The 26,014-nt window shown below is 47.4% G+C and carries 24 protein-coding genes; 15 read left to right on the plus strand and 9 right to left on the minus strand.

What is annotated here, in order from left to right:
• Positions 1-110: 110 nt before the first annotated feature.
• Positions 111-1,601 (minus strand): TlpA family protein disulfide reductase, encoded by a 1,491-nt coding sequence (locus tag B5D42_RS07935; RefSeq protein ID WP_078830915.1) that lies wholly within the window; start codon positions 1,599-1,601, stop codon positions 111-113.
• A 120-nt stretch (positions 1,602-1,721) separates the two neighbouring features.
• Between B5D42_RS07935 and rlmD the strand changes: the two genes are divergently transcribed.
• The 5 genes from rlmD (at position 1,722) to cysS (ending at position 7,742) form a co-directional block, all read left to right on the plus strand.
• Positions 1,722-3,155, plus strand: coding sequence for a 23S rRNA (uracil(1939)-C(5))-methyltransferase RlmD (rlmD, locus tag B5D42_RS07940; RefSeq protein WP_245825605.1), 1,434 nt, complete (start codon positions 1,722-1,724; stop codon positions 3,153-3,155).
• Between the two features lie 29 nt (positions 3,156-3,184).
• Complete coding sequence (locus B5D42_RS07945; RefSeq protein ID WP_078830917.1) at positions 3,185-4,030, plus strand: rhomboid family intramembrane serine protease; 846 nt, start codon at positions 3,185-3,187, stop codon at positions 4,028-4,030.
• 36 nt (positions 4,031-4,066) lie between these two features.
• The gene (locus B5D42_RS07950) at positions 4,067-4,966 is read left to right on the plus strand and encodes a rhomboid family intramembrane serine protease (RefSeq protein WP_078830918.1); all 900 of its coding nucleotides are present in this window, start codon (positions 4,067-4,069) and stop codon (positions 4,964-4,966) included.
• Between the two features lie 33 nt (positions 4,967-4,999).
• A complete protein-coding gene (locus B5D42_RS07955; RefSeq protein ID WP_078830919.1) occupies positions 5,000-6,115 on the plus strand; it encodes an endonuclease/exonuclease/phosphatase family protein in 1,116 nt (371 codons plus the stop codon).
• Between the two features lie 121 nt (positions 6,116-6,236).
• The gene (gene cysS, locus B5D42_RS07960; protein WP_078830920.1) at positions 6,237-7,742 is read left to right on the plus strand and encodes a cysteine--tRNA ligase; all 1,506 of its coding nucleotides are present in this window, start codon (positions 6,237-6,239) and stop codon (positions 7,740-7,742) included.
• On the opposite strand, the gene B5D42_RS07965 is transcribed toward cysS, so the two are convergent.
• Together B5D42_RS07965 and B5D42_RS07970 are read right to left on the minus strand one after the other, a co-directional pair.
• A complete protein-coding gene (locus tag B5D42_RS07965) occupies positions 7,727-8,203 on the minus strand; it encodes a thioredoxin family protein (RefSeq protein ID WP_078830921.1) in 477 nt (158 codons plus the stop codon). The genes cysS and B5D42_RS07965 overlap by 16 nt on opposite strands.
• Position 8,204: 1 nt before the next feature.
• Positions 8,205-10,454 carry a TonB-dependent receptor gene (locus tag B5D42_RS07970; RefSeq protein ID WP_078830922.1) on the minus strand — a complete coding sequence of 750 codons (2,250 nt, stop codon included), beginning with the start codon at positions 10,452-10,454 and terminating at the stop codon, positions 8,205-8,207.
• A gap of 99 nt (positions 10,455-10,553) precedes the next feature.
• Between B5D42_RS07970 and B5D42_RS07975 the strand changes: the two genes are divergently transcribed.
• Entirely contained in the window at positions 10,554-11,210 is a 657-nt protein-coding gene (locus B5D42_RS07975; protein ID WP_245825606.1) for a metal-dependent transcriptional regulator, read from the plus strand.
• Positions 11,211-11,215: 5 nt separating this feature from the next.
• Here B5D42_RS07975 and B5D42_RS07980 read toward each other — a convergent pair whose 3' ends face one another.
• Positions 11,216-11,614, minus strand: coding sequence for a MerC domain-containing protein (locus tag B5D42_RS07980; RefSeq protein ID WP_078830923.1), 399 nt, complete (start codon positions 11,612-11,614; stop codon positions 11,216-11,218).
• Positions 11,615-11,717: 103 nt separating this feature from the next.
• On the opposite strand from B5D42_RS07980, the gene B5D42_RS07985 reads away from it, so the two are divergent.
• The 5 genes from B5D42_RS07985 (at position 11,718) to B5D42_RS08005 (ending at position 14,868) form a co-directional block, all read left to right on the plus strand.
• Positions 11,718-12,374, plus strand: a complete 657-nt coding sequence (locus B5D42_RS07985; RefSeq protein ID WP_078830924.1) for an SCO family protein — start codon at positions 11,718-11,720, stop codon at positions 12,372-12,374.
• A gap of 7 nt (positions 12,375-12,381) precedes the next feature.
• Positions 12,382-12,801, plus strand: coding sequence for a Fur family transcriptional regulator (locus B5D42_RS07990; protein ID WP_078830925.1), 420 nt, complete (start codon positions 12,382-12,384; stop codon positions 12,799-12,801).
• Positions 12,802-12,882: 81 nt separating this feature from the next.
• Positions 12,883-13,854, plus strand: coding sequence for an NAD-dependent epimerase/dehydratase family protein (locus tag B5D42_RS07995; protein WP_078830926.1), 972 nt, complete (start codon positions 12,883-12,885; stop codon positions 13,852-13,854).
• 27 nt (positions 13,855-13,881) lie between these two features.
• Positions 13,882-14,223, plus strand: a complete 342-nt coding sequence (locus tag B5D42_RS08000; protein WP_078830927.1) for a hypothetical protein — start codon at positions 13,882-13,884, stop codon at positions 14,221-14,223.
• Positions 14,224-14,310: 87 nt separating this feature from the next.
• Positions 14,311-14,868, plus strand: a complete 558-nt coding sequence (locus tag B5D42_RS08005; RefSeq protein ID WP_139367051.1) for a thioredoxin domain-containing protein — start codon at positions 14,311-14,313, stop codon at positions 14,866-14,868.
• A 66-nt stretch (positions 14,869-14,934) separates the two neighbouring features.
• Here the strand turns inward: B5D42_RS08005 and B5D42_RS08010 are convergent, their stop codons facing one another.
• The gene (locus tag B5D42_RS08010) at positions 14,935-15,879 is read right to left on the minus strand and encodes a UDP-3-O-(3-hydroxymyristoyl)glucosamine N-acyltransferase (protein WP_078830929.1); all 945 of its coding nucleotides are present in this window, start codon (positions 15,877-15,879) and stop codon (positions 14,935-14,937) included.
• 419 nt (positions 15,880-16,298) lie between these two features.
• On the opposite strand from B5D42_RS08010, the gene B5D42_RS08015 reads away from it, so the two are divergent.
• The 3 genes from B5D42_RS08015 to lysS all read left to right on the plus strand — a co-directional run bounded on the left by B5D42_RS08015 (position 16,299) and on the right by lysS (position 18,926).
• Complete coding sequence (locus B5D42_RS08015; protein WP_078830930.1) at positions 16,299-16,892, plus strand: pseudouridine synthase; 594 nt, start codon at positions 16,299-16,301, stop codon at positions 16,890-16,892.
• The gene (locus tag B5D42_RS08020; RefSeq protein ID WP_078830931.1) at positions 16,879-17,340 is read left to right on the plus strand and encodes a GNAT family N-acetyltransferase; all 462 of its coding nucleotides are present in this window, start codon (positions 16,879-16,881) and stop codon (positions 17,338-17,340) included. The genes B5D42_RS08015 and B5D42_RS08020 overlap by 14 nt, the downstream gene beginning before the upstream one ends.
• Before the next feature lie 62 nt (positions 17,341-17,402).
• Positions 17,403-18,926, plus strand: coding sequence for a lysine--tRNA ligase (gene lysS, locus B5D42_RS08025; protein WP_078830932.1), 1,524 nt, complete (start codon positions 17,403-17,405; stop codon positions 18,924-18,926).
• Positions 18,927-19,000: 74 nt separating this feature from the next.
• Here lysS and B5D42_RS08030 read toward each other — a convergent pair whose 3' ends face one another.
• The 4 genes from B5D42_RS08030 to B5D42_RS08045 form a co-directional block, all read right to left on the minus strand.
• The gene (locus tag B5D42_RS08030) at positions 19,001-20,440 is read right to left on the minus strand and encodes a M20 family metallopeptidase (RefSeq protein ID WP_078830933.1); all 1,440 of its coding nucleotides are present in this window, start codon (positions 20,438-20,440) and stop codon (positions 19,001-19,003) included.
• A gap of 91 nt (positions 20,441-20,531) precedes the next feature.
• The gene (locus tag B5D42_RS08035) at positions 20,532-21,347 is read right to left on the minus strand and encodes an SDR family oxidoreductase (RefSeq protein WP_078830934.1); all 816 of its coding nucleotides are present in this window, start codon (positions 21,345-21,347) and stop codon (positions 20,532-20,534) included.
• 55 nt (positions 21,348-21,402) lie between these two features.
• Complete coding sequence (gene gmk, locus B5D42_RS08040; protein ID WP_078830935.1) at positions 21,403-21,987, minus strand: guanylate kinase; 585 nt, start codon at positions 21,985-21,987, stop codon at positions 21,403-21,405.
• A gap of 60 nt (positions 21,988-22,047) precedes the next feature.
• The gene (locus B5D42_RS08045; protein ID WP_078830936.1) at positions 22,048-22,629 is read right to left on the minus strand and encodes a nitroreductase family protein; all 582 of its coding nucleotides are present in this window, start codon (positions 22,627-22,629) and stop codon (positions 22,048-22,050) included.
• Between the two features lie 192 nt (positions 22,630-22,821).
• On the opposite strand from B5D42_RS08045, the gene B5D42_RS08050 reads away from it, so the two are divergent.
• A complete protein-coding gene (locus B5D42_RS08050) occupies positions 22,822-26,007 on the plus strand; it encodes a SusC/RagA family TonB-linked outer membrane protein (RefSeq protein WP_078830937.1) in 3,186 nt (1,061 codons plus the stop codon).
• The last annotated feature ends 7 nt before the right edge of the window (positions 26,008-26,014 follow it).

The raw sequence follows: 26,014 nt of genomic DNA on the forward strand, positions 1-26,014 counted from the left end.
ATGGGCCGTAACTGGCCCGATCGAGGCGCAAAACTCGGGTTTTTACTGATAGACAATCATAGCTATTTTCTATCTGCCGATAGTTTTTATCTATCAGTTCGTGTCAGTTGTTATTGTCCTGAAGCTTTTAATTTGGCTGTGATCAGGTCATCGAACTGCTCGAGGCTGAGTTGTTTGGCAATGATCTTTTTATCCTTATCCAACAGGTACATGGTTGGGGTTTTCGTGATGTCGTACAGCTGGCGGTAATTGGCTTTACCTGCTTTTTCGCCGGCCTCCTTGGCGGCTTTTGTTTCGTAAGCCTGGATCCAGCCTTCTATTTTATGTTCCCTGAGGAATTTTTTCCAGGCCGGGATCTCATTCTCATAAATGTTTACGCTGTAAATGGCAACATTGAGTTTTTTCCAGCGGGCTTTATACAGCGAATCCAGGCGCGGGATCTCTTCCTTGCAATGGCCGCAGTTGGGGTCCCAGAATACCACGGCTGTAAACGGCGCTTTGATATTATAAAGTGATGCGGTTTTACCCAGCGTATCGGTAAGATCCAGCGCCGGGGCCGGCTGGCCGAGCTGGTTGGCCATCAGGAAATAAGCTCTTTCCGTAATGGTCTTGCGCGATGCAGGATTCAGCAGCATGGTATCGCCCTTGGCGTAAAAATTTTCGAACAGGTAAACAAATACTTTGTCCTGGCCCATGTATTCAGGGGTCATGTATTTGTTGGTGAATTTCGTGAGCAGGTAAGGATAGATCTCCTTGCCGGTCCTGGCTGTAAGCAGCATATATTTTACTTCCTGGATGATGGAATCAGGTTCCGGAGACACATAGTATTTAAAATAATCATCCAGTTTGGGTTCAAAGAACGGTGTGCGGAGCAGACGATCGTCGTTGAACGATACATCATCCCAGTAATGATCTTTTACAAAACGGTAAGGGTACAGCGAATCCGGCTTGCCTTTCACAACCGGGATTGCCGGAGTGGCCGGGATCTTCATGGTATTGAAAAGCATGGCCAGCAATGTATTCGGATATTTCTGTGTGATGTCGTCGCGGTATTGCTGTATTTCTTTACCTACAACGGTCAGTTCTTCCGCAATGCGGGTAGAATCGGCCTTGGTGGTGGCAGCGTGGTAAGCGGCCTCAAGCTCCTGTCTTTTTTTCCCCTTTACAGCCGAGAACTGCGAATAAGCCCTGAACAGGTCATTTTCCATAGAACCGGTGATCATCGCGTTTTGTTTGAGCGCCGTATCCCCGGAAATACTGAACTGTTGTTTATCATCCATCAGCAGATCGAACTGAATGGTCATCTGCGGGGATACCACGAAATAGATCCCGCCGGTTAATTTATTGGGTCCTTTGAAAACGCCCTGGCTTTTATCATTGAGCACGGCAGAATCCATCAGCACCATACTTTTTCCCATATAGCTGCCGAGATACACTTTGGTATTCTTAAGCGGCGTAAGTGTAATGCTGATATTCCGGCCTTTTGAAGCCGCGGAAGTGGCAGCAGGTGTTTTTGCCGGCGCTTTGGCCGGCGTTTTCTGTTGTGCGGTAACAGAAACGAAAGAAGCGGCAAAAAGTAAAAAAGCAATAATAGAACGCATAGTGATGATGTTGGGCAGTAAAATTAATTAAATAGCCGATCGGCAACGTTAATCAGCTGTCAAATAAATCTAATGCCCTTTATCGCTTTAAATCCTGATAATCGGGGCTACATTTGCAGGGTGAGAAAGCAAAAGAAACCAATCATCCTGGAGCAGGTACTCGTGGAAGACTATGCCGCAGAAGGGAAATCGCTTGCCCGGGTAGACGGCAAGGTCGTTTTTATCGAAGGCGCGGTTCCGGGCGATGTGGTGGACATCCGTCTTGGCAAGAACAAGCAGGACTGGGCAGAAGGCCAGGCCATACAGATCCGGGAATATTCAAAAGACCGGGTACAGCCCTTCTGCGATCATTTCGGCATCTGCGGTGGCTGCCAGTGGCAGATGCTCCCTTACGAAAAGCAACTGGCATACAAACAGCGCCAGGTGAGCGATAACCTGACCCGCATCGGCCGCATTTCACTCCCGGCCATAGCCCCGATCGTGGGGGCAGAACAGACCCGTCATTACCGGAATAAAATGGAATACACATTTGCCACGCGTAAATTCATTCCATCTGACCAGTTCCGTAAAATGAAGGAGGAAGGTATCGACCCGGATGCACAGCCGGGCGCGGCAGGCTTTCATGTGCGTGGCTTCTTTGATAAAGTGGTAGAGATCGATACCTGCCACCTGCAGGATGAACCCACTAACCTCATCCGTAAAGCCGTTGCTGCTTTCGGGCTGGAGCACTGCATGCCTTTTTACGATATTAAAAGACATACCGGCTGGCTGCGGAATATGTTTGTCCGCAATACCACAACCGGCGAACTGATGATAAACCTGGTGCTGGGTTATGAAGACAAAGTCCGCCGGATACAGTTACTCGACCAGCTGCTACAGCAATTTCCGCAGATCACTACTTTATTATATACGATCAACGGGAAAAGGAACGACAGTCTTTACGACCTCGATCCGCAGGTGTACCAGGGCAAAGGTTATATTTATGAACAGCTGGAAGATTTCAGGTTCAAGATCAGTCCCAAGTCCTTTTTCCAGACCAATACCAGGCAGGCAGAGAAATTATACAGCATTACAAGAGAATATGCGGAACTGGATGGAAGCCAGGTGGTGTACGACCTCTACTGCGGAACCGGCAGTATCGGTATTTTCCTGAGCAGGGGCGCTAAAAAGGTAGTAGGAGTAGAAGTGGTGGAAGACGCAATTGCGGATGCAAAGGAAAATGCAGCCTTGAACGGGCTGGATCATACGGCATTTTTTGCGGGTGATGTGATCGATATCTGTGATGATGCATTTTTTGAACAGCATGGCAAGCCGGATGTGGTAATTACAGATCCTCCGAGGGCAGGAATGCATGAAAAGCTTGTTAAAAAACTGCTCGACATTGCAGCACCAACTGTTGTATATGTAAGTTGCAACCCGGCAACGCAGGCCAGGGATCTGGCACTGCTCAATGAGAAATACAACGTGGAGAAGATCCAGCCGGTAGACATGTTCCCGCATACGCTGCACATAGAAAATATTGCGCAGCTGAAATTGAAGGAAGAATACAGATAATATTAAAAGACGGCCGCGGCGCCTTATTTATGACAGAATTCAGACCCAGCAGATTTGAGATATTGCCTACCATTGTAAAGAACCTGCTTATCATAAACGGGTTGTTTTTTCTTGCCCAGAAAAGCCTGGGCGGAGGCCTTAATCCTGCTATCGATTTCGACAACCTTTTTGCCCTGCATGCCTGGCAGAGCCCGCTTTTCAAGCCCTGGCAGCTGCTTACGCATATGTTCATGCACGCCAACTTCAGCCATATACTGGGTAATATGTTCGGTTTATGGATGTTTGGCTCCGTGCTTGAAAATGTATGGGGTTCCAAACGATTTCTCACTTTCTACCTGATCTGCGGTCTTGGCGCCGCGCTGATACACTTGTTGTTCCTCAGTTACGAACTGGTGCCATTGATGAAACAGTATGATAACCTCTCTGCGCTGCATATGACGGCATCACCTGAACTCACGGAAGCGATCATGCGGTTTGCAAGGGCGCAGGAAATGCCATTTGCAAACGATCCGCAACTCAACAGCTGGCTGCGGCTCAATCCCGCAGATCCGGCCATTACCCGCCAGCTTTATGAAACGGTTACCACCTACTACCAGCAAAGACTTAATACAGCTACGCTGGGAGCGAGCGGTGCGGTATTCGGGGTGCTGGCAGCATTCGTATATCTTTTCCCTAATACCTATATCTACCTCTATTTCCTGGTTCCTATCAAGGCAAAATGGCTGGGGCTTATCTATTTCACTTACGAAGTATTTTTTGCCATCCAGAATTCAGCCGGCGATAATGTGGCAAGATGGGCGCATATCGGCGGTGCACTGGTAGGGCTGCTGATCGTGATCACCTGGAATAAGACAAACCGCCGGACAATGTACTAAGAGGTCAACATCAAAATCACCCAAAGAAATACCGATATGAACAGGGATCCGTACAAAAGAAACAGAAAGGTTTTACTGGGCCAGGATAATAATTCACTGGTAACCCTTTTTGCGATCAATTCACTGGTATTTGTTTCGCTTCTCTTTATAAAAGTAGCGTATGATCTCACGAGTGCGCCGGACGGGCAGTTTCAGCAACAGATCCTTCACTGGTTTACGTTGCCCGCAGATGCAAATGTGCTGCTGACCAAACCCTGGACCTTGCTGACCTATATGTTCAGCGATTTCAGTTTCTGGCAGGTATTGGGTAATATGCTCTGGTTGTGGCTTTTCGGGTTCATCCTTCAGGATCTCTCGGGTAACAATAAGCTGATCCCTGTTTATTTATACGGCGGATTGGCCGGTGCGCTGGTATTCCTGCTCACAGCCAATCTGGGTGGATTTGCCGGTAATGAAATGCTGGGTGCCGGCGCAGCTGTTATGGCTGTAGCTACGGCAACTACTATCATAGCGCCGCAATACCGTGTGCTGCTGATGATCGGCGGCGGAATTCCGCTCTGGGTTATTGCGGCTGTTTTTGCCATAGTGGACCTTGCGCCGCTTTCCCGTAACCTGCCTGTGTTTACTGCTCATCTGGCTGGTATAGCCATGGGCTTTTTATTTACATGGCAGCTGAAAAAAGGACGCGACTGGAGTATGTGGATGGTTAATCTCGCCAATTGGTTCGATGACCTGTTCAGCCCGGAAAAAAAACATACCAAAACCGAGAGCAACAGGCAATTCTATAAAACAGACCGCCCGCCCTATCAGAAAGTGGCCAATGTTACCGAACAGCGGCTGAATATCATTCTCGATAAGATCAACCAGGTTGGTTATGACCAGCTCACGGAAGAAGAAAGGGAGTTCCTGCAAAAGATCAGCAGGGAACAGCACTGAGGCCGGCCTTCTAATTTTCACTAAATTTAGGCCATGGCAAAAAATTTCATACGCAGGGCCGCCAAAGGAATACTCATACTGCTGAATGTGGCAGTTGTATTGCTGTTCCTGGTGGCCTGTCTTTCGCCATATGTGAACCCGGCAAACTGGTGGATGAACGGATTTACCGGGCTGATCGTGCCATACCTTATTCTCGCCCTGATCTTTTTCATCATCATCTGGCTCATCATTAAGCCAAGGATCGCTATACTGCCTTTTCTTACCCTTTGCATCGGGTGGCAGCAGGTGAACGTGGTATTTGCCTGGCATCCGGGGCCATCGATCAACAAAAGAAAAAAAGATAATACGTTAAGGATCGTCGACTGGAATGTGCAAAGCTTCAACGGTTTGTCGCGCAACCGGGAAGTAAAAAAGCATATCCGCGAAGAAGCGGCGCAATCCATTATGAAACTCGAGCCCGATGTGATCTGCCTGCAGGAATTCAATCATTCCGACAAAACGGATGGCAGCGGCGATAACCTGGCTTTATTCAAAAGAAATTACCCGTATCATTATTTCCCCGGTGATTATAAAAGAGCAGAGAGCGGTTACCGTTCGGGTTGCGTGATCTTTTCTAAATACCCGATCGCCGATACCGGCCGCATCCGCTATCCCGTGGCTGAAAGCCTGATCTATGCAGATATTGTGAAGGGCGCCGACACGATCCGCATATTTACTACACACTTACAGTCGTTCAAATTCGGTAAGTCCGATTATGCAAATATGGATAAGATCCGTGATCAGGATCCGGAAACACTTGCAGCCTCGAAAAGTATTTTCCGCAAAATGAAGCTGGCATTCAGCCGCAGGGGCATACAGGCTACCATGGTAAGGGAAGCGCTCGACAAAAGCCCCTATCCGGCCCTGATCTGCGGCGATTTTAATGATGTACCGAATTCCTTCACCTATTTCCATATAAAGGGCGACTGGCAGGATGCTTTTCTCAAAAAAGGGTTTGCCGTAGGCCGCACATTCATTGCCCTTGCGCCAACATTAAGGATCGATTATATTCTGCCGGATCCGCGTTTTGAAGTAAAGCAGTTTGATATGGTAGATGAAGATCTCAGCGACCATATTATGCTGGTATCTGATCTTCTATTGAAAAAATAAAATATCTTCGCTCCGATGAAGACGTTTAACCTGTTTTGTTGTTGCTGCTGCTGTTGTTAAGCAGATACCCGCCGGCCTCCTGGCCTGAAACCTCTTTTTTAATTGCAATAATAACCTGTACATGTCGCTTAAAGTATATAATTCATTAACCCGGGAAAAAGTTCCTTTCACGCCGATCAACGCGCCTTATGTGGGCATGTATGTCTGCGGACCAACCGTAAGCGGAGAAAGTCACCTGGGTCACGCACGTCCTTTTATCACGTTCGATGTGGTGTTCCGTTACCTCACACACCTTGGCTATAAAGTAAGGTATGTGCGTAATATCACAGATGCCGGCCACTTTGAAGAAGAAGGCCGCGAAGCGGAAGATAAGATCAGCAGCAAAGCAGTACTGGAAAAACTGGAACCGATGGAGCTGGTACAGAAATACACCAATCTCTATCACTGGGCAATGGACAGGTTCAACAACCTGCGTCCCAGCATCGAGCCAACAGCAACTGGTCATATTGTAGAGCAGATCGAAATGATCAAAAAGATCATTACAGACGGCTATGCCTATGAAGCCAATGGTTCCGTTTATTTCGATGTAGAGAAATACAATACCGATTTTTCTCAGAAAGGGCAACCATACGGGATCCTCAGCGGCCGTGTGCTCGAAGACCAGATCGACAGCACACGTGAACTGGATAACCAGGAAGAGAAAAGAAATAAAAGCGATTTCGCGCTCTGGAAAAAAGCCCCGCCCGAGCATATCATGCGCTGGCAGAGTCCGTGGGGTGAAGGGTTCCCGGGCTGGCATATCGAGTGCTCGGCCATGAGCACAAAATACCTGGGCGAAGAATTCGACATCCATGGCGGCGGAATGGATCTCCAGTTCCCGCACCACGAATGTGAAATAGCACAAAGCACGGTATGCAATCATAAAATGCCCGCACGTTACTGGCTGCACAACAATATGATCACCATCAACGGCAAGAAGATGGGAAAGAGCTATAACAATGTGATCAAGCTCAGTGAACTTTTCACGGGTACACATCCGATGCTTACGCAGGCATATCATCCGATGACCATCCGCTTTTTCATCCTGCAGAGTCATTACCGCGGCACGCTCGATTTCAGCAACGAAGCTTTACAGGCATCGGAAAAAGCACTGAAACGTTTGTGGGAAGCTTACCAGTGGTTCTCAAAACAGGAAGCGCTTGGCGCTGATGTGGCGGGAAATGCAGACCTGGACAACAAAACCAGACAGCTGGCAGAAGAGTTCGATGTTTTCATGAATGATGATCTGAATACCGCCAAAGTGCTTGCCAATATGTTCGAGCTTTCGTCTGTGATCAATTCCATCAAAGACAAACATATTCCAGCCAACGCATTGGGCAGGGAAACGGTTGCCTATATACAAAAGCAGATGCATGCTTATCTCGAAGAGATCTTCGGATTGCAGAGCGAGCAGGCGGCAGATAACGGCAAACTGGAAGGAGTGCTTCAGCTGCTGATCGATATCCGCAAGGAAGCAAAAGGCAGGAAAGATTTCATGACCAGCGACAAGATCCGCAACGAACTCGCCACCCTGGGCATACAGCTGAAAGACGAGAAAGATGGAGGAATGAGTTATTCTATTAATTGATCAATCAAAGCATACAGGATACGACGGAGCTGCTTCTTTGCAAGCAGCCCGTTATGCCTGAACATGGTAACCAGCTTCGGATCGAGGATCACCCAGCCGGGATAACCTATGTTACCGGAGAGCAGTGCAGAAGCGAACTCATGCACGCCATTGCCTGCGCCTGAAGGGATAAACCGGAATAGTTTTTCGTTGAAAGAAACCGGCTCACGGCTTTCGGCATCAAACCGGATCGTATAAAAATTCTCCTTTAATAAACGCTGCAGTACCGTATCTCGTCGGATGATCTCTTCCTGGAGGCTGCAGTAACTACACCAGTTTGCGGAAAAAATAATCACAACAGGCTTTGGCTTCTTTTCAAGTAAAGCTGGCAGCTGGTTCAACTGAATGCGGCTTGTATCCGTTCCCGCGATCAGCGAAACAGGAAGCAGCAGGAACAGTATATATAACCAGCAGTACCGCATATCAGAAAAGATTATACCGCACACCTAAAAAAGCCCTGATCCCCTGTAGTGAGGCATAGTTATAAGAAGGGTCGAAAGTATAACCATAGGGATTGTTAACCGGATCATTCACTGTTTTGTTGAAAGGATCGAATGGGCGCATAATAGGATTGGCCGGGATAAAATTCAGCATGTTTTTTGCTCCGCCATATAGCTCGATACCATTTCCGAATTTTTTGGTAAGCTGGATATTGGCGATGCAAAACCAGGGCGAATAAGCCGGCCTGTAATCATCCGGTAAAACCGGTAAACGCATTGGTCCGCTCCATTTCCCGGTGAGATCAACAGTGAATGCAGAGGGGAACTGGTAAGAAACCGCAAAAGTGCCCGACCAGCGTGGCGCATGCAGTTGCTGTACCTTTTCATGCACGCCCGGCGCGGCTTCGGCAGACTGGTAAACATCCATATAACTGACGCCGCTAACTATTTTAAGTGGAAAACTGAAGCTCAGTTCCTTGTTCAGTGAAATACCGCGGGAGATCGCATGACCTTTCAGATTGCTGTAAATGATCTTTGTCGGGTCCGTATCAAAACCGCCGATGATCTTGTTGGTGAAATAAGAATAAAATGCGGTTGCATCAACAACCAGTATAAAACCATCACCCGGGATTTTCCAGTTGTAGTTGAGGTTGGCGTTGTAAGAACGTTCTGGTTTCAGCTCTTCTGCGATCACTACTTCGCGCGCGCCGGTAAGTGCGGCATGGTCTTCCGTAAACAGGTTCACCACCCTGAATCCCGTTCCGAAACTGGCACGAAGCGCATGCCTGCTGTCTGGTGAATATTTATAAGCAATGCGTGGTGAATGTACACCACCATGGTATTTATCATGATCGAAACGATAGCCGGCGAGCAGTTTATGATGCGTCGCAAAACTCCATTCATCCTGCATAAAAACACCGGGCAGCCAGGTACGTGCGGGGCGGTTGGTGCTGCCATCCGGCGATGCGGTAGCAGGTGTATTGTCATCGTAGTATGTATACCGGAGTGAAGCTCCGGCAATAAAATCGTGGTTTTTCCCGATGGATTTATCCCAATAGGACTGAATAAATGCAACGTTCTGTGTAGCCATATAAGGTGTAGTACCATAATAGGAATCCTGGTTATGCCAGTTATAGGAAAACTGGGTCATGATCTTTTCGCGGAGCGGCAACTGGTACATACCAATCAATTCGGCGCGCCTGGTGGAAATGCTTTCACCATAAATACTGTCGCTGCCACGCCATTGTTTTGTCCAGTTCATTTCACCACCCCAGCGGTCTTCATATACATAACGCAGGCCGATGGCGGCAAGCCTGTTGTCTTTCCTTTCAAACTGCCATTTATTGAAAACCGACAAACGATTCTGCAGGGTAACATCCGTAAAATGATCATTGTTATGATCTGCCGGCTGCTGGTAATTGAAATAATTCAAACCCAGCAGTGATTTTGCCTTGCCGGCCTGAACCCTTGCCGATACGTCAGCACTGACCTCGCCCCAAGAAGTTCCGAAAACATCGAAACCCACACGCGGTGCTTTGGAAGGATTGCGGGTAATCACATTCACAATGCCGCCCATCGCTTCGGAACCATATAAAGAGGATGCGGGTCCTTTCACTACTTCAATTCTTTCTACCATACTGTTGGGAATACCGCTGAGGCCGTAGACTGTAGCCAGCGAACTTACGATGGGCATACCATCTATCAGGATCAGCGTATACGGACCTTCCATTCCGTTGATATGAATGTCTCCCGTATTACAAACATTACAATTAAGCTGAGGCTGAACACCATTGACCATACCAATGGCTTCGAAAAGACTGGGGGTAGGATTTTTCTGAAAGAATTTATGGGAAATGATCTCTACCGGTACCGGGCTTTCCGACCGGCTCATTTCCCGTAAGGTACCTGTAACAACCACATCGTCCAGCTGGTTGGCAACCGGGTGCAGGGTGATGGAATAATAGCTTTTGCCCGGCTCGATCAGAACACTGTCACGGCGATAGCCGGTATAACCGATCACGAGATAACGGGCTGAACCATCGGCCAGATTCAGTTCAAAAGAACCATTGTTGCCCGACCTTGTTGCAGTTATGCTTCCCGCAACAGTAACAGATGCCCCGCCAAGCGGATTGCCGGAATGATCCTGCACTTTGCCGGTTATTTTTTTCGCTTGTGCAGCAATTGTCAGTCCTGAAGCGATGAGACAAACCAGTAAAAAAGCCTTGTTAAACATAGTTTATTAGAATAAGCTAATTATCAAATTTAGGCAAAGCTAAATATTTGATTTGGAATACACCGATCATTTTCTGAAAAATCTGTTACTTTTATTCGTATGATATTATCGAACGCGGAGGAGAATTACCTGAAAGCGATCTATGCGCTGAACCTGCTGGGGAAAGAGCGGGTTAATAACCAGGCAATTGCAGATAAACTGACCATCAACCCGGCATCGGTTACGGACATGGTGCGTAAACTGGACGAGAAGAAACTGATCAGTTACAGCCGCTCTGAAGGGGCCAGGCTCACCCGCGAAGGTTTGCGCATTGCTTCCAAAACTGTTCGCAAACACCGCCTCTGGGAAACTTTCCTGGTTGAAAAGCTCAATTTTACCTGGGATGAAGTACATGATGTAGCGGAACAGCTGGAACATATTCAGTCAGACAAGTTGCTGGATGAAATAGACAAACTTCTCGGCCACCCCAAATTCGATCCGCACGGCGATCCTATTCCCGACGCAAATGGTAAAATGACGCGGATCCATTCTACTCCTTTATCCGAGATCAAAGAAGGGTCGAAAGTAAAAGTGGTGAGTGTGGGCGATAATTCTGCTGCTTTTTTACGTTATCTCGACAAGCAGGGCATCAGCCTCAACGGCATACTGGTTGTAAAAGAGATCCAGTCCTTCGACCAGTCGCTGCTGGTGGAGATCAAAGGTAAAAAAGAGGTCTTCCTCAGTACCGAAGCCTGTAAAAAGATATTTGTTGTATAAGTGTATTAATGATTACAATCGTCTGTATGCGCATGGTTATGACCCCTGCAAAGACGGTAATTGAGGTAATGTGCCAGGCTGATCAGAACCACTGCAGGAAGCAGCAGCCAGAGCTGGTAGCTCCATTTGTGCAGTACGATCTTCATGCAGAGTAAAATAATGCCGCCCGCAAACAGTGCCAGCGGTAACCAGCTGTGGTGGTGCTTTTTCCTGCCATGGTAAAGGGAATAAGCGCCTACCGCACAGGCAATGGCGATCATGAGGTATTCGAAACCTACATTATCGATCAGTTCTACACCGAAAACAGGAAGGCTGCTCAGTATTAATGGTAATACCGCACAGTGAATAGCACAGGCCACGGAGGTTGCAATGCCAAAAGCGTCCCAATTGATCTTGAAATTCATGCAGGGGGCAAAAATAATGCAATGCAACGGCGTTGCAAAACAAATGTTGTTAAAACGCATTTAACAGGCCTAGGTCGTAACTTTGTGCCTCAAATTCAGGGATATGAACAGGAAGTTGCTGATTTATCTGGGTTTTTTCGCAGTATTGGTAGCCGGGTTTTATTTTTTTCTTTTCCGTGGCACAGACAGCTGGAAAAAGAAACTCTCCGTAATCAGTTATGTTAAGCCTTTCAGGTTTACCACCCAGGACGGACTTCCTTTCACCGACCGCGACATGCTGGGTAAAGTAAGCGTAGTGGAATATTTTTTTACTACCTGTAAGGGGATCTGTCCCAAGATGAACAATAACATGAAAACGGTGTATGAGGCATTCAAAAACGAACCCGACTTCATGATCGTTGCCTATACCTGCGATCCGGCTACAGATTCGGCGGCAAGGCTGAAAGTATACGCAGATTCCATGAAGATCGATACACACAAATGGACCCTGCTCACCGGCCGGAAAGACAGTCTTTACCAGCTTGCGCGAAGCGCTTACCTGCTCGATGATCCGAAAAACAATTTTGAGAAGATAGAAGACCAGTTTATTCATACCCAGTTCTTTGCGCTGGTTGACAAAAACGGAAAAGTAAGAGGTCAGGTATACGATGGTCTTAAAGCAGAAGAACTGGAGCGTTTAAAAAGGGATATCCGATCCTTATTATCAGAAAAAGGATCAGGTAACTTTGTAAACGGCATCTTCACGAATAATCCTAAATGACCGAACCATGGAAAAGAATATTGTAGACATACTCAAAAAGAATCAGCTGAGCATTACAGACAGCAGGAAAAAGATCCTTTCTCTTTTTGTACAGTCGAACGGAGCTCTCGCCCATGCAGATATAGAACACCAGAGCGGTACGGAGTTCGACAGGGTTACCATTTACAGAACACTGCAGACCTTTGTTGATAAAGGCATTATCCATACGATCCCCACAACGGACAATTCTGTACGGTATGCATTGTGCAAAGACGATTGTTCTGCGGGCCATCACCACGATGATCACGTGCATTTCATGTGCGATAATTGCGGAACCACTTATTGTCTTGATCATATTACCGTACCGGCGGTGAAGCTGCCGAAAGGCTTTAAAGTGACCCAGACAGATGTGGTAGTGAGCGGCGTATGCAATAATTGCAACAATTAGCCGCTTAAAGGCGTTTCCAAACGCTTTTAAACCTGTGTACTGCTTCATCAACATCTCCTTATCTTCGCGCAAACTGCCCCCATGGTCTTAGTAACAGGCGCTACTGGTTTGGTTGGCTCTCACCTGGTAAAACAACTTGCCTCACAGGGTCAGCGGGTACGTGCATTGTACAGGTCGGTTATACCCGAGGGGTTTCCTCAGCATATAGAATGGGTTAAAGGCGATATCCTCGATATTGTTTCACTGGAAGAAGCAATGGCTGGTGTGCAGGATGTATACCATTGCGCGGCCATTGTATCCTTCAATCCCAAAAGAAAAAGACAGCTGCTTCAGACCAATATATCCGGAACAGCCAATGTGGTGAACGCATGTCTGGATGCCGGTATCAGAAAACTGCTTTTTGTGAGTTCGGTGGCAGCGCTTGGCCGCATCAGGGAAGACGAAATGATCAACGAGACCATGAACTGGAGCGAAAAAACCAGCAACAGCCTTTATGGAAAAAGTAAATACCTGGCAGAAATGGAAGTATGGCGGGGGATCGGCGAAGGGCTGGATGCCGTGATCGTAAATCCCGTGATCATACTCGGTGCCGGCGACTGGGAAAACGGCTCATCGGGGATCTTTAAATCGGCTTATGATGAATTCCCATGGTATACGGAAGGCGTGAGTGGTTTTGTGGATGTGAAAGATGTGGTCCGGGCCATGCGCCAGCTGATGGAAAGTGAGATCAGCGCAGAACGTTTTATCCTGAGCGCAGAGAACCTGACCTACCGTACTGTTTTCAGCGAAGCTGCGAAACAATTCAATAAAAAACCTCCTTATAAAAAAGTAACACCATTGATTGCAGCAATTGTATGGAGGCTGGAAGCGATCAAAGGGAAACTTACAGGCAAAAGCCCGCTGCTGACGAAAGAAACAGCCCATACTGCGCAGGCAAAAGTTTATTTCGATAACAGCAAGCTGCAGCAGGCACTTCCCCAGTTCACTTACACACCCATCAAAACTTCTATCGAAAGGATCTGCGGCGAATTGACGAAAATGTATAACTTGTAGCAAACAAGACACCTGAAAAAGCTGCTGGTGATTATATTATCCTTTTCGCTGTATGCACCGGTTGCTGCAAGGATACTGGCTTATACAGACTGTTCCATCCAACGCCTGGCCAATGAAGATCCGCGCCTATGTGATTGTACCCGGATCCTGACAGACGATGCAACCAATCCTTTGAAAGGAATGCCCGACAAACAAAAGGAACTTCTGCAGAAATCTGACTGGAAATATCTCCCGACGGATAAAAAGGCAACCATGGCTTTTCATCCGGCCGGATCGCCAAAAAAATATCGTTCCGTTTTTGTTTTTATTCCTGCAGCACCCGAGCGATCTGTTTTTCATCCCCCGGCAATCATTGATCTTTTTTCGTAATCCCTCTGTTATTATTATTTCTCTTCCGGTTCACCTGCATGATCAACAGGATTGATAATCGTATGCAGATAACCGAAAAACCAAAATATGAAAAAGACAATTACATGGCTGTTTTGCGCAGCACTGGCCATCTCGTGCCATCGTGTGGCTATGCCGGCGCTGAATAAAGAAATCACCAATACAAGCGGTCAGCAGATTCTCGTTGGCCGCTGTTCACCGCAATTATTGCTGGGACCTAATTATAAGGACTGGTACACTTCATCATACAACAACTATACACCCGACTCTGCACTGGTGCGGCAGTTAAAGCCATTGCTTAAAGGAAAAGGGATCCAGATCTTCCTGGGCACCTGGTGTGGCGATAGCCGCCGCGAAGTTCCCCGGATGCTGAAGATCTTTTCACAGGCCGGTTTCGACTCAACAAGATTCTCGCTGGTCTTTGTAGACAACAGTCCGGAACATTATAAACAAAGTCCGCAGCATGAAGAGCAGGGAAAAGACATACGCCGGGTGCCGACTTTCATTGTATACGATAAAGCCAAAGAGATCGGCCGCATTGTGGAATCGCCCATCTTATCTCTTGAAAAGGACCTGCTGGCTATTTTAACCGGTGCGCCGTATACGCCCAATTATGCAAAAAAATAAATGAGCAGGCCAGTTATTAAAAAGAAAGAGACCGCATGCGGTCTCTTTCTTTTTAATAAAGTTCTTTTATGACATCACTTTTTTCCAAAGCTCAGGAATTCGTTTTACCCATACAAGCTCACGCCGTTTCAGTCCTGCCTCTTCTGCCGGGTAACCGAAATAGGTTTTACCGCCTTCAAGAGAAGAAGGAACACCGCTCTGTGCGAGTACAACCGCATTGGCACCGATGGTAAGCGTTTTGCTTACACCAACCTGTCCCCATAACGTAACCCCGTCTTCAATAATGGTTCCGCCGGCAATGCCAACCTGTGCGGCGAAGAGACAGTTTTTACCAACGGTGGTGTCATGACCGATATGTACCATGTTATCGAGTCTTGTTCCTTTACCGATGCGTGTATCGGCGGTAACGCCTCTGTCGATGGTGCAACCTGCACCGATCTCAACATCATCTTCGATGATCACCCAGCCGCAGCTTTTCATTCTTTTGTACCAGACATCGCGGTCCTTTTTCGTGTTGTAATAAAAAGCATCGCTGCCGATAACGGTGCCGGCCTGTATCACAACATTATCACCGATGTTTGTATAATCGAGAATGGAAACATTCGGATGGATCACACAGTTTTTACCGATGGTCACTTCATGACCGATGAATACATTGGGCATGATCACTGTTCCTTCACCGATAACAGCAGTATCGCTGACTGGTTTTGATGCAGGAACAAAGGGTCTGAAATGTTCAACGATCTTCAGGTATGCTTCAAAAGGTTCGCTGGTGATCAGCAGTGTTTTTCCTTCCGGAACTGTTACGTCTTTTGAGTTGATGATGATGAAAGATGCAGGGCTTTGCAGGCACTTATCATAGTACTTCGGATGATCTACAAAAACAAGATCACCTGCTTCTACTTTGTGAATTTCGTTGATGCCGGAAACAAAAGCATCAGTATTACCAGACAGTTCAGCGTTGATCAGCGAGGCGATCCATTGTGCGGAAACCGGGGCGGGAAACTTCATATGGCCAATTTTGATAGAAATCAAAGGTAATAAGAGCCGGTGAGCAGAAATTTTTTTTGAAGCAAAAAGCCTGATTTTTCTTGCCTTTTAACAGTATGCCGGTAAGAGCGAAACAACATTGCAAAGTGATAAGCAGTAAAACAACAACTGCTGAAACATAGATGAACATTGTGTTTCAGCGCATCATAAAAAAAGCATGCGATAAAACACATTGTTGCAGCATGAAAAAAACATCATGCAGGGCATGTCAGAAACCGGCTCGCAATTCACATCCTCCAGTAAAATGTGAATAAAATTCTTTTAAATTTTTTTTGCTTTCGGTAAAAGTCTTTTTAATATTGTGTAGGGAAATTTATTTCCCGGTACTTACTAACCCATCCATATACAAAGTCTCGCTTCTGCGGGACTTTTGTTTTTATATGATCCGCTACTTTATTATTTACAAACCTTATCTCGTACTCTCGCAGTTTTCGCCTGTACACGGTAAGCAAACGCTCGCGGATTTTTTTGATGTACCACGTGATGTTTACCCTGTGGGAAGGCTTGATCACGACAGTGAAGGGTTACTGATACTCACCAACGATACACAGCTCAATCATCGGTTACTGCATCCGAAATTTGCACATGAACGTGAATACTGGGTGCAGGTAGACGGAGCCATTACTTTACAGGCGTTAACAAACCTTGAAGCGGGAATCGATATCAATGTGGATGGAAAAATACATCGCACATCACCGGCGCGCGTTCACCTTTTCAGTGAAGAGCCGGATGTGCCGGAACGTAATCCGCCGATCCGTTACCGCAAGGAAATTCCTGCACCCTGGATCAGCATGATCCTTAACGAAGGCAAGAACAGGCAGGTGAGAAAAATGACAGCGGCCGCCGGGTTCCCTACACTGAGACTGATCCGCCGGCGCATTGAAGAAATAGACCTTGTCGATTTACAGCCGGGGGCCATCAGGGAACTTTCGGGCCGTATTGTTTACCAAAAACTATTCCATGAAAAAAAATGAGAACCCGGCTGCTGATGGTTACAGCATCAGCACAGATCCCGCGCTGCTGAACCTGGAAATGATACATCATTATCTTTCCGCTGATTCCTACTGGGCTCAGCATATCCCGGCAGACCTGCTTGCAAAGGCAATTGCCAATTCCATCTGTTTCGGTGTTTATCTTAAAGAAGACCAGGTGGGTTTTGCAAGGATCGTTACCGATAAAGCCAGCTTCGCCTATCTCTGCGATGTATTCATTTTACCGGATCACCGCGGAAAAGGTTTGTCGCTCCGCCTGATGCAGGCCGTGCACGCACATCCGGAACTACAGGGTTTGCGGCGATGGATGCTTGTAACGCGCGATGCACACGGACTTTACAGCCAGTTTGGCTGGAAAACCGTTCCGGAAGAACTGGCGGGAAATATCATGCAGATCCATGATCCGGAGATCTACAGACGGAAAGGCTGAGTTGCTTTGCTGAACTGGCCCTGAAGCGTTAATTTTGCTGCTCTTCAAGAATAATAAGTATTATGAGTCAAACACATCTGTCAGAACAGGAACTTGTACGCCGCGAAAAACTCGCCAGACTGCAGGAAGCGGGTATCGATGCATACCCCGCACCTCTTTATCCTGTTTCGCATTTTTCAGCTGATATCAAAGAACAATATACCGAAGAGAACAAGGAGCAGTTTGCTGCTGTTTGCGTAGCCGGCCGTATCATGAGCATTAATGATAAGGGTAAAGTGTTCTTCATTAAAATACAGGACAGTAAGGGTATTATACAATTATATGTAAAGCGCGACGAACTCTATCCCGGAGAAGACAAGAGCCAGTGGGATATACTGGTGAAGCATGGTCTTGATCTCGGAGATATCATTGGTTGTACCGGTTTTGCCTTTATCACCAAAACAGGTGAAACATCCATACACGCGCTCACACTTACCCTGCTCACCAAATCGCTTAAGCCCCTGCCGGTGGTGAAGCGGGATGAAGAGGGCAATGTGTTTGATGCCGTAACCGACCCGGAATTCCGTTACAGGCAGCGTTATGCAGACCTGGTGATCAACCCGGATGTGAAAGATACTTTTGTTAAAAGGACGAAACTGATCAATACGATCCGCGATTTCCTGAATGCACAGGGTGCACTGGAAGTAGATACGCCGGTGTTGCAGGCCATCCCGGGCGGAGCTGCGGCAAGGCCGTTCATTACGCACCATAATGCGCTGGATGTACCGTTTTATCTCCGTATTGCGAATGAACTTTACCTCAAACGCCTGATCGTTGGTGGGTTCGACTGGGTATATGAATTCAGCCGTAATTTCAGGAACGAAGGAATGGACAGAACGCATAACCCGGAGTTCACCGTTCTGGAATGGTATACCGCCTATAAAGATTATCTCTGGATGATGGAGATCACCGAACAGCTGTTCGAAAAGATCGCTGTTGCCCTCCATGGTACAACAGATGTTCCGCTGGGCGATAAAGTGATCAGCTTCAAGGCACCGTTCAAACGCATCACCATCCACGATGCCATCAGGGAAAATACCGGGATCGATGTAAGTGAAATGGACGAGGCAGGACTGCGTGAAGTATGTAAAAAACTGAAGATCGATGTGCCGGGCAATATCGGAAAAGGCAAACTGATCGATGAACTGTTCAGCGCAACAAGCGAACATACATTTATTCAGCCGACATTCATTATCGACTATCCTGTTGAAATGAGTCCGCTCACGAAAAAACACCGCAGCAAACCAGGACTGGTAGAGCGCTTTGAACTGATGATCAACGGGAAAGAGATCGCCAACGCCTACACCGAGCTGAACGACCCGATCGATCAGCGCGAACGTTTTGAAGAGCAGGTAAAATTGATGGAGCGCGGTGATGATGAAGCCATGTTCATCGATCACGATTTCTTAAGAGCACTTGAATATGGTATGCCTCCAACTTCAGGTATCGGAATCGGTATCGACAGACTTTGTATGATGATGACCAACCAGGTATCGATCCAGGACGTGCTGCTGTTCCCGCAGATGCGGCCTGAAAAAATGGATTAATGGATTTTACAACTATAAAAGAAAGGCCGCTTATTAAGCGGCCTTTCTTTTATCAGGACTTTATTGCTGTTGGATCAATCCCTGTAATTTAATGCAGGTTTCCTGTCGCCCAGCAGCGCTTCGTATTTATAATCGCCTTTGGCTTTTTTGAATTCGTCGTTGGCTTTACCGATCAGCGACTGTTGTGTGTAAAGATCGATGGCAGTAAGCGCCATTACCTTTGCGGCAACCATCATTCCTTTGGTACCTACTTCCGTACCACCACAGGCAACAGCCTGCCAACTATGTGCAGGCGTGCCGGGAATCCAGGTAGCGCTTTGTAATCCGACAGTAGGCACTGAATAACTTACATCGCCTACATCAGTTGAACCACCGCCCGCATCGAATACGGCTTTAAGCGGATGAACTGTACTGGCAGAAGAAACAGGAGGTGCTTTGAAGCCAAGCGAAGCCTGGATCTTTTCACCAAAGGCAATTTCTTCCGGAGAATAAGAAACACCGCCTACGAGCTGAAGGTTCTGTTGCATTACTTCGCCCAGGGTGCGGTTCAGCAACAGGTCGTGTGTGCCGCCGATGATCTCGAAATCCATTTTGGTGTCTGTGCCCATAGCCGCGCCATTGGCCGCCCTGGTCAATCGCTCAAAAATATCTTTGACCTCATCTTTTTTAGGATGACGGACATAGTAATATACTTCGGCAAAATCAGGTACAACATTCGGCGCTTTGCCGCCATTGGTGATCACATAATGGATCCTTGCTTCCTGCGGAATATGTTCACGCATCATGTTCACCATATAGTTCATGGCTTCTACTGCATCCAGTGCCGAGCGGCCTTTTTCGGGCGCCATTGCAGCATGCGCAGCTTTTCCGTAGAAGCGGAACTTGGCAGATTTGTTGGCGAGCGCACTGGTCATGGTCACTTCATTCTGATCGCCGGGGTGCCAGTTGATCACGGCATCCACGTCTTTGAATAATCCTTCACGCACCATATATACTTTTCCGCTGCCACCTTCTTCAGCCGGACAGCCATATACCCGTATCGTGCCTTTGAACACTTTCTGTTCAATCAACTTTTTGATCTCTATACCCGCTGCAACGGAAGCTGTTCCGAAAAGATGGTGCCCGCAACCATGTCCGGCGTCTTTGCCTGTCACAGGTTTTTTTTCAGGCATCGCCTGTTGCGAAAGACCGGGCAAAGCATCGAACTCGGCAAGGATACCGATCACAGGCTGGCCGCTTCCGTAAGAAGCGGTGAATGCAGTAGGGATCCCGGCAACACCGGCAGTTACTTCAAACCCGTTTTCCTTCAGCAGTTTCTGAAGCAGTGCGCTGCTTTTGGTTTCCTTGTAACCGAGCTCGGCATAATCCCAGATGGAGAGCGCTGTTTGTTTATATAATTCGTAACCGGATTGGATATCGCTGATCGCGCGGGTCTTTAAAGCGTTGCTGGTCGTTTGCGCATTCACCGACAGCAGTACCATCCAGCATAAAAGAGTGACCGTTGTTTTGTACATGAAGCAGGAGTTTTAGCAGGGATAAAAAAATATCCTGCTGTATTTTCTGCAAAAAACAGCAGGATTAAAATTTTAAAAAGTTGCGGTCAGGTCAGACAAAAAGATCCTGGTATAATTGTCCGCCAGGAATAACTGAATATTTGTCAAGATCGGTGATGCCTTCGGCGGCAAGGACTTCTTCATCTATGAAAGTGTGCCCGCTGCATTCTGCGGCTGTTTTACGGAGGATATAATAAGCAGCGTCAGCAAGTATATCGGTGGTGCGGCTCATTTTGGCCAGTGCTTCACCGCCGAGTAAATTACGCACGGCAGCTGTGTCGATGGTGGTTCTGGGCCACAATGCATTGGACGCGATCTGACCTTTGAACTCAGCAGCCCAGCCCATGGCCAGCATGCTCATATTGTACTTGGTAATGGTATAGGCAATATGTCCGCCCAGCCATTTCGGATCCAGGTTTACCGGCGGAGAAAGTGTAAGGATATGCGGATTGTTTCCTTTTTTGAGATAAGGAAGGCAATGCTTCACTACCAGGAACGTTCCTCTTACGTTGATGCTTTGCATCAGGTCGAAACGTTTGGTTTCGGTGAGTTCGGTATTGGTAAGCTGGATAGCGGAAGCGTTGTTGATCACAACATCGATACCGCCGAAAGTACTTACTGCTTTTTCTACAGCCGCAGCGATCTGTTCTTCGTGGCGGATATCCACCTGAACGGCCAGTGCTTTTCCTCCGGCAGCTTCGATTTCAGCCGCTGCGGAATAAATGGTGCCGCCCAGCCTCGGGTCTTCTTCCACACTTTTTGCAGCGATAACAATATTGGCTCCTTCTGCTGCGAGTCTTAATGCAATGGCTTTACCAATGCCTCTGCTGGCGCCGGTGATCAGGATGGTTCTGTTTGAAAATGCCATGGGATAACGGTTAGTGATTAAGACTACAATTTACAACACCGTTACCATACTACCGTCATTCGTTCCAGCCAAGAAATGCGGCGATCACTTTTTCAGTTTCCGCGCAGGCCTTCTCCAGATTGTCGTTTACAATCGTTTTATTGAAATGATGATTGAAGGAGATCTCGTAGCTTGCTTTACTCACACGGGTTGCGATGTTTTCAGGGGATTCGGTGCCGCGGCTTTCAAGACGGCGTTTGAGTTCTTCAACGGAAGGCGGCTCAATGAATATGGAAAGGCAGTTTTCATCGAACTGTTCCTGCACATGAATGGCGCCTTTCACATCTATATCGAGTACGGGTGTTTTGCCTGCATTCCAGATGCGCTGCAGTTCTGTTTTGAGTGTGCCGTAATATTTTCCCTCGTATACCATTTCCCATTCGATGAACGCGTTTTCATCGATCTTCTGTCTGAAGGCGTCAACGCTCATGAAATAGTAATCGATCCCGTCACGCTCATTACCACGGGGCTCGCGGGTGGCGGCAGAAACGGAAAAAGAAAGCGAACTGTATTTGCCCAGTAAAAAACGGGTGATGGATGTTTTGCCGGCTCCGGATGGTGCCGTAAGGATGATCAGTTTGCCAGAGGGGGTTGCAGTCATGCGCAAAGAAAGCAATTTTAGATTAATTGTGGTGCCGTAACACTACGGCACCACATACTATTATTTCCAGGTTACTTTCTGATCCAGCGGAACAGCCCTGCGGCCCTCTACGGGTGCTTCGTCTGTATAACCGAGGTAAAGCAGGCCCATCATCTGGTCGTCCTGCTGCAGCCCGAAATAGTTTTTCATGGCTGGCTGAAGCGTCATGCCGCCGGTGCTCCATAATACGGAAATGCCCTGCGCCTGGGCGCCCAGCAGGATGTTCTGCACGGCCGCAGCTGTGGCTGCGATGTCTTCCAGTATAGGAATTTTAGCGCCTTCCACTCGTTTCATATAAACGGCGATGATATGGGAAAGCTTGTCGCCCGTATGCACCAAACCTTCAAATTTGGCAGTTGTGAACTTGTCTTCAGGTGTGTTTTGCTTATACAGTTCAGCATGTTCAGCACAGAATCGGGCTACGCTCCCGCCGCTGTACACCACAAAACGCCATGGTTCGGTACGGCCATGAGTGGGCGCCCAGTCGGCCAGCTCCAGCAGGCTGGTAATAACACTGTCTTCTATCTTCTTCCCGTTCATGGCGGCAGGTTTAATACTGCGCCTGTTGCGGATCACTTCAGCTATGGTATCAAATGTTTTCATACCGCAAAAGTAGTTGTGAATCTGCAATCATGAGACCGGAGAGTGTACTCCCGCAGAAAACCGCACGCATTAAATTAATCATTATGTGTATGTATGTTGCACCACTGAAACCCGTTCATAACAATGAGTGAATATTCTGATAACAATTTCTTAACTTTTGATATTATTTTTTAATATCTAAAACCAATTGCTATGTCAAAAACCAGAAACCTGCTGTCGTTTTTGTGTTTGCTTCTGATTCCTTTGCTTGGAATCAGCCAAAACCGGCAAATTTCCGGCAAAATCACGAATGAAAAAGGAGAACCTATTCCTTTTGCCTCTGTGTTGATCCGCTCTACCACCCGGGGGATCTCGGCTAATGAGAACGGCGTGTTCTCCCTCAGTGTTAATGGTAAACCTATCCTGGTGGTTTCCTCTACCGGTTATCTTTCCCGGGAGATCCAGGTGACCGATGCAGTGAATTATGATGTTGTGCTCAAACCAGACCTTACGCCTACTTCCGAAGTAGTGGTAACAGCATTGGGCATCACCCGTAAAGAACGTTCGCTGGGTTATGCGCAACAGGGCATTAAAGGCGGCGATCTTACTGCTGCCAAGGAACAGAACCTGGTGGGTTCGCTTTCGGGTAAAATTGCAGGTGTACAGGTTTCGGGTTCTTCCGGTGCCAGCATGGGCGGTACCCAGAAAATTCAGATCCGCGGAGTGAATTCGGTTACCGGCGACGGCGAACCATTGATCGTGATCGACAATACCCCGGTTTCCAACTCCAACTACGCCGGCAGAAACGGCCGTGATTACGGTAACCTAGCCCAGGATATTAACCCTGACGATGTGGAATCGATCAACGTACTGAAAGGTCCTGCAGCCTCAGCTTTATATGGACTACGCGGCCAGTATGGTGTAATCCTGATCACTACAAAAAAGGGAAGCCGTACAAAAGCGCCAACCGTAACACTCAGTTCTGCATTCTCCATTGAGAAAGCCGGCAATTTCATGCCGCTTCAGAATCTTTATGGTTCCGGCAGCAGCCTGAACTTTCCTACGGTTACCATCAACGGGGTAAGCACCAAATATGTTGATGGCAGCTGGGATGAAAGCTGGGGTCCGCTGATGGATGGCACACCGGTGAGACAACAGTACAGTTTTTACCCGGCAGACCGCGATTTCGGTAAAGCAACCCCTTTTATTCCTCATCCGGATAATATCAAAGAGTACTTCGAGACCGGTCATACGTTTAATAACAATATTGCGTTCTCGGGCGGTGGTCAGAACGGAACCTTCAGGTTGTCTTACAACAATACCGATATCAAAGGCATTGAACCGAATACTTTCCTGAAGCGGAATAACCTTTCCTTCAACGGATCTCTTAATGTTACATCCGGCCTGGTACTGAATACGAGCCTGAATTACGCGAATAACAATGCGCAAAGGCCGTCACAGGGTTATCAGTCGCTCGGCTCCCGTAACATGAACCAGTGGTTCCAGCGAAACCTGGATATGCAGCGACTGAAAGAGTATAAATATCCAGACGGAACTTTTTACCAGTGGAACCTCAACTCGCCTAATGCACAGGGCATTTATACCAACATGACGCCGATCGACTGGAATAATCCTTATTTCGATGCGTATGAAAATCCTTCACATGATTCACGCGACCGTTTCTATGGTAACGTAGGATTGACTTATACTATTTTACCTGGTCTCCAGGTAACCGGTACGGTAAGACAGGATGGATTTACGCAGAACATTGATGGCCGTAATGCTGCAGGCGGAAGGGGTACGCCGTCTTTCTGGATCGGCAAATACGAATCGAAAGAGCGCAACTATGAATTCCTTGCGCAACTGAACAAACAATTCGGTAAGGTTTCGTTCAATGCCAACCTGGGTGGAAACCTGATGTACCAGGATTATTCTTACCTGCGGGAAGAAACGGCAGGCGGACTGGCAGCACCTGGATTTTACAGTATCTCCAATTCGATAGACAGGCCGAATGCGGTGAACTATTCGAGGAAGAAACAGGTACGCAGTGCTTACGGATCTGTAACAGTGGGCTACGATAATATTTATTTTATCGATGCAAGTCTGCGTCGTGATATTTCTTCGGCATTACCGGCGAATAATAACGGTTATCTCTATCCATCCGTATCCGCGAGTATGGTATTCAGCGATGTGCTGAAATGGAATACATTATCGTATGGTAAATTAAGGCTTGGTTATGCACAGGCAGGTGCAGATATCGATGTGTACCAGACAACACAATCTTACAGTCTCGGAACGCCTTACGGCACCAACTTCCCGCTTGCGGTACCAGACCGTTTGTTCAATGCGGATCTGAAACCTTCACTGGGTACTTCTTTTGAGGCAGGACTGGACCTGCGCTTCCTGAAAGACAGGCTCGGACTTTCGTTTACCTATTATAACCAGCAGAATAAAGATGCGGTAATCCCGCTGGACGTACCGGGTCCGAGTGGTTTTACAAGCTATGTGATCAATGCAGGAAATATCGAGAACAAGGGTTTTGAGCTGAGCCTGAATGCGGTACCTGTTAAATCGAACAGTATAACATGGAATACCACTTTCAACATTGCAAGAAATACGAGCATGGTGAAAGCGTTGTATCCGGGCATTAACTCACTGATCCTGGATCAGAATACTTATTCGAGTGTAAGTGTTTTCCTGCAATCCAATGTAGGCGAAGCGTTCGGAACACTGGTAGGGAATGCTTATGCGCGGGACGCGAAAACAGGCAAGATCCTGCTGGATGCAGCCAATATGCCGATGTATGTTACCAACCATAATTTCGGAAGTGTACTTCCTAAATTCACAGGAGGCTGGCAAAACTCGGTGAGTTATAAAAATTTCGATCTGACCGCGATGATCGACTTCCAGAGTGGCGGTCAGTTTTTCAGCTGGACAAAAATGCTGGCAGTGAAAAGCGGCCAGGCTGCAGAAACGGCAACCATGAACGATAAAGGAAAGAATATCCGCGACGACCTGGCAAATGGCGGTGGTTATAAAATAACCGGGATCTCATCCATAACCGGAGCAGAGGTAACGGCATATGTGAATGCCCGCACTTATTTCAGGAACACGATCGGTACCAGGGTATATGAAGAGTGGCTGTACGATGCATCGTTTATCCGCATGCGCGAGATCAGGCTGGGGTATACATTCACAAAAGAGCAATTCGCGAAGCTGCCTGTAAAGAGTGTGAACCTTGCGTTCATTACCAGAAATCCGTTTATGATCTGGCAGAAAGCGCCCAAGGGACTGAATCCTGCAGAACTTGCAACAGGCTCTTCATCGCTGAACTGGCTGGAGACCGGGCAGCTTGCCACATCGCGTTCTTATGGTATCAACCTGAATATTTCCTTCTAAAACAATC

Origin of the sequence: Sediminibacterium ginsengisoli (genome assembly GCF_900167075.1) — a bacterium.
Taxonomy (GTDB): domain Bacteria; phylum Bacteroidota; class Bacteroidia; order Chitinophagales; family Chitinophagaceae; genus Sediminibacterium; species Sediminibacterium ginsengisoli.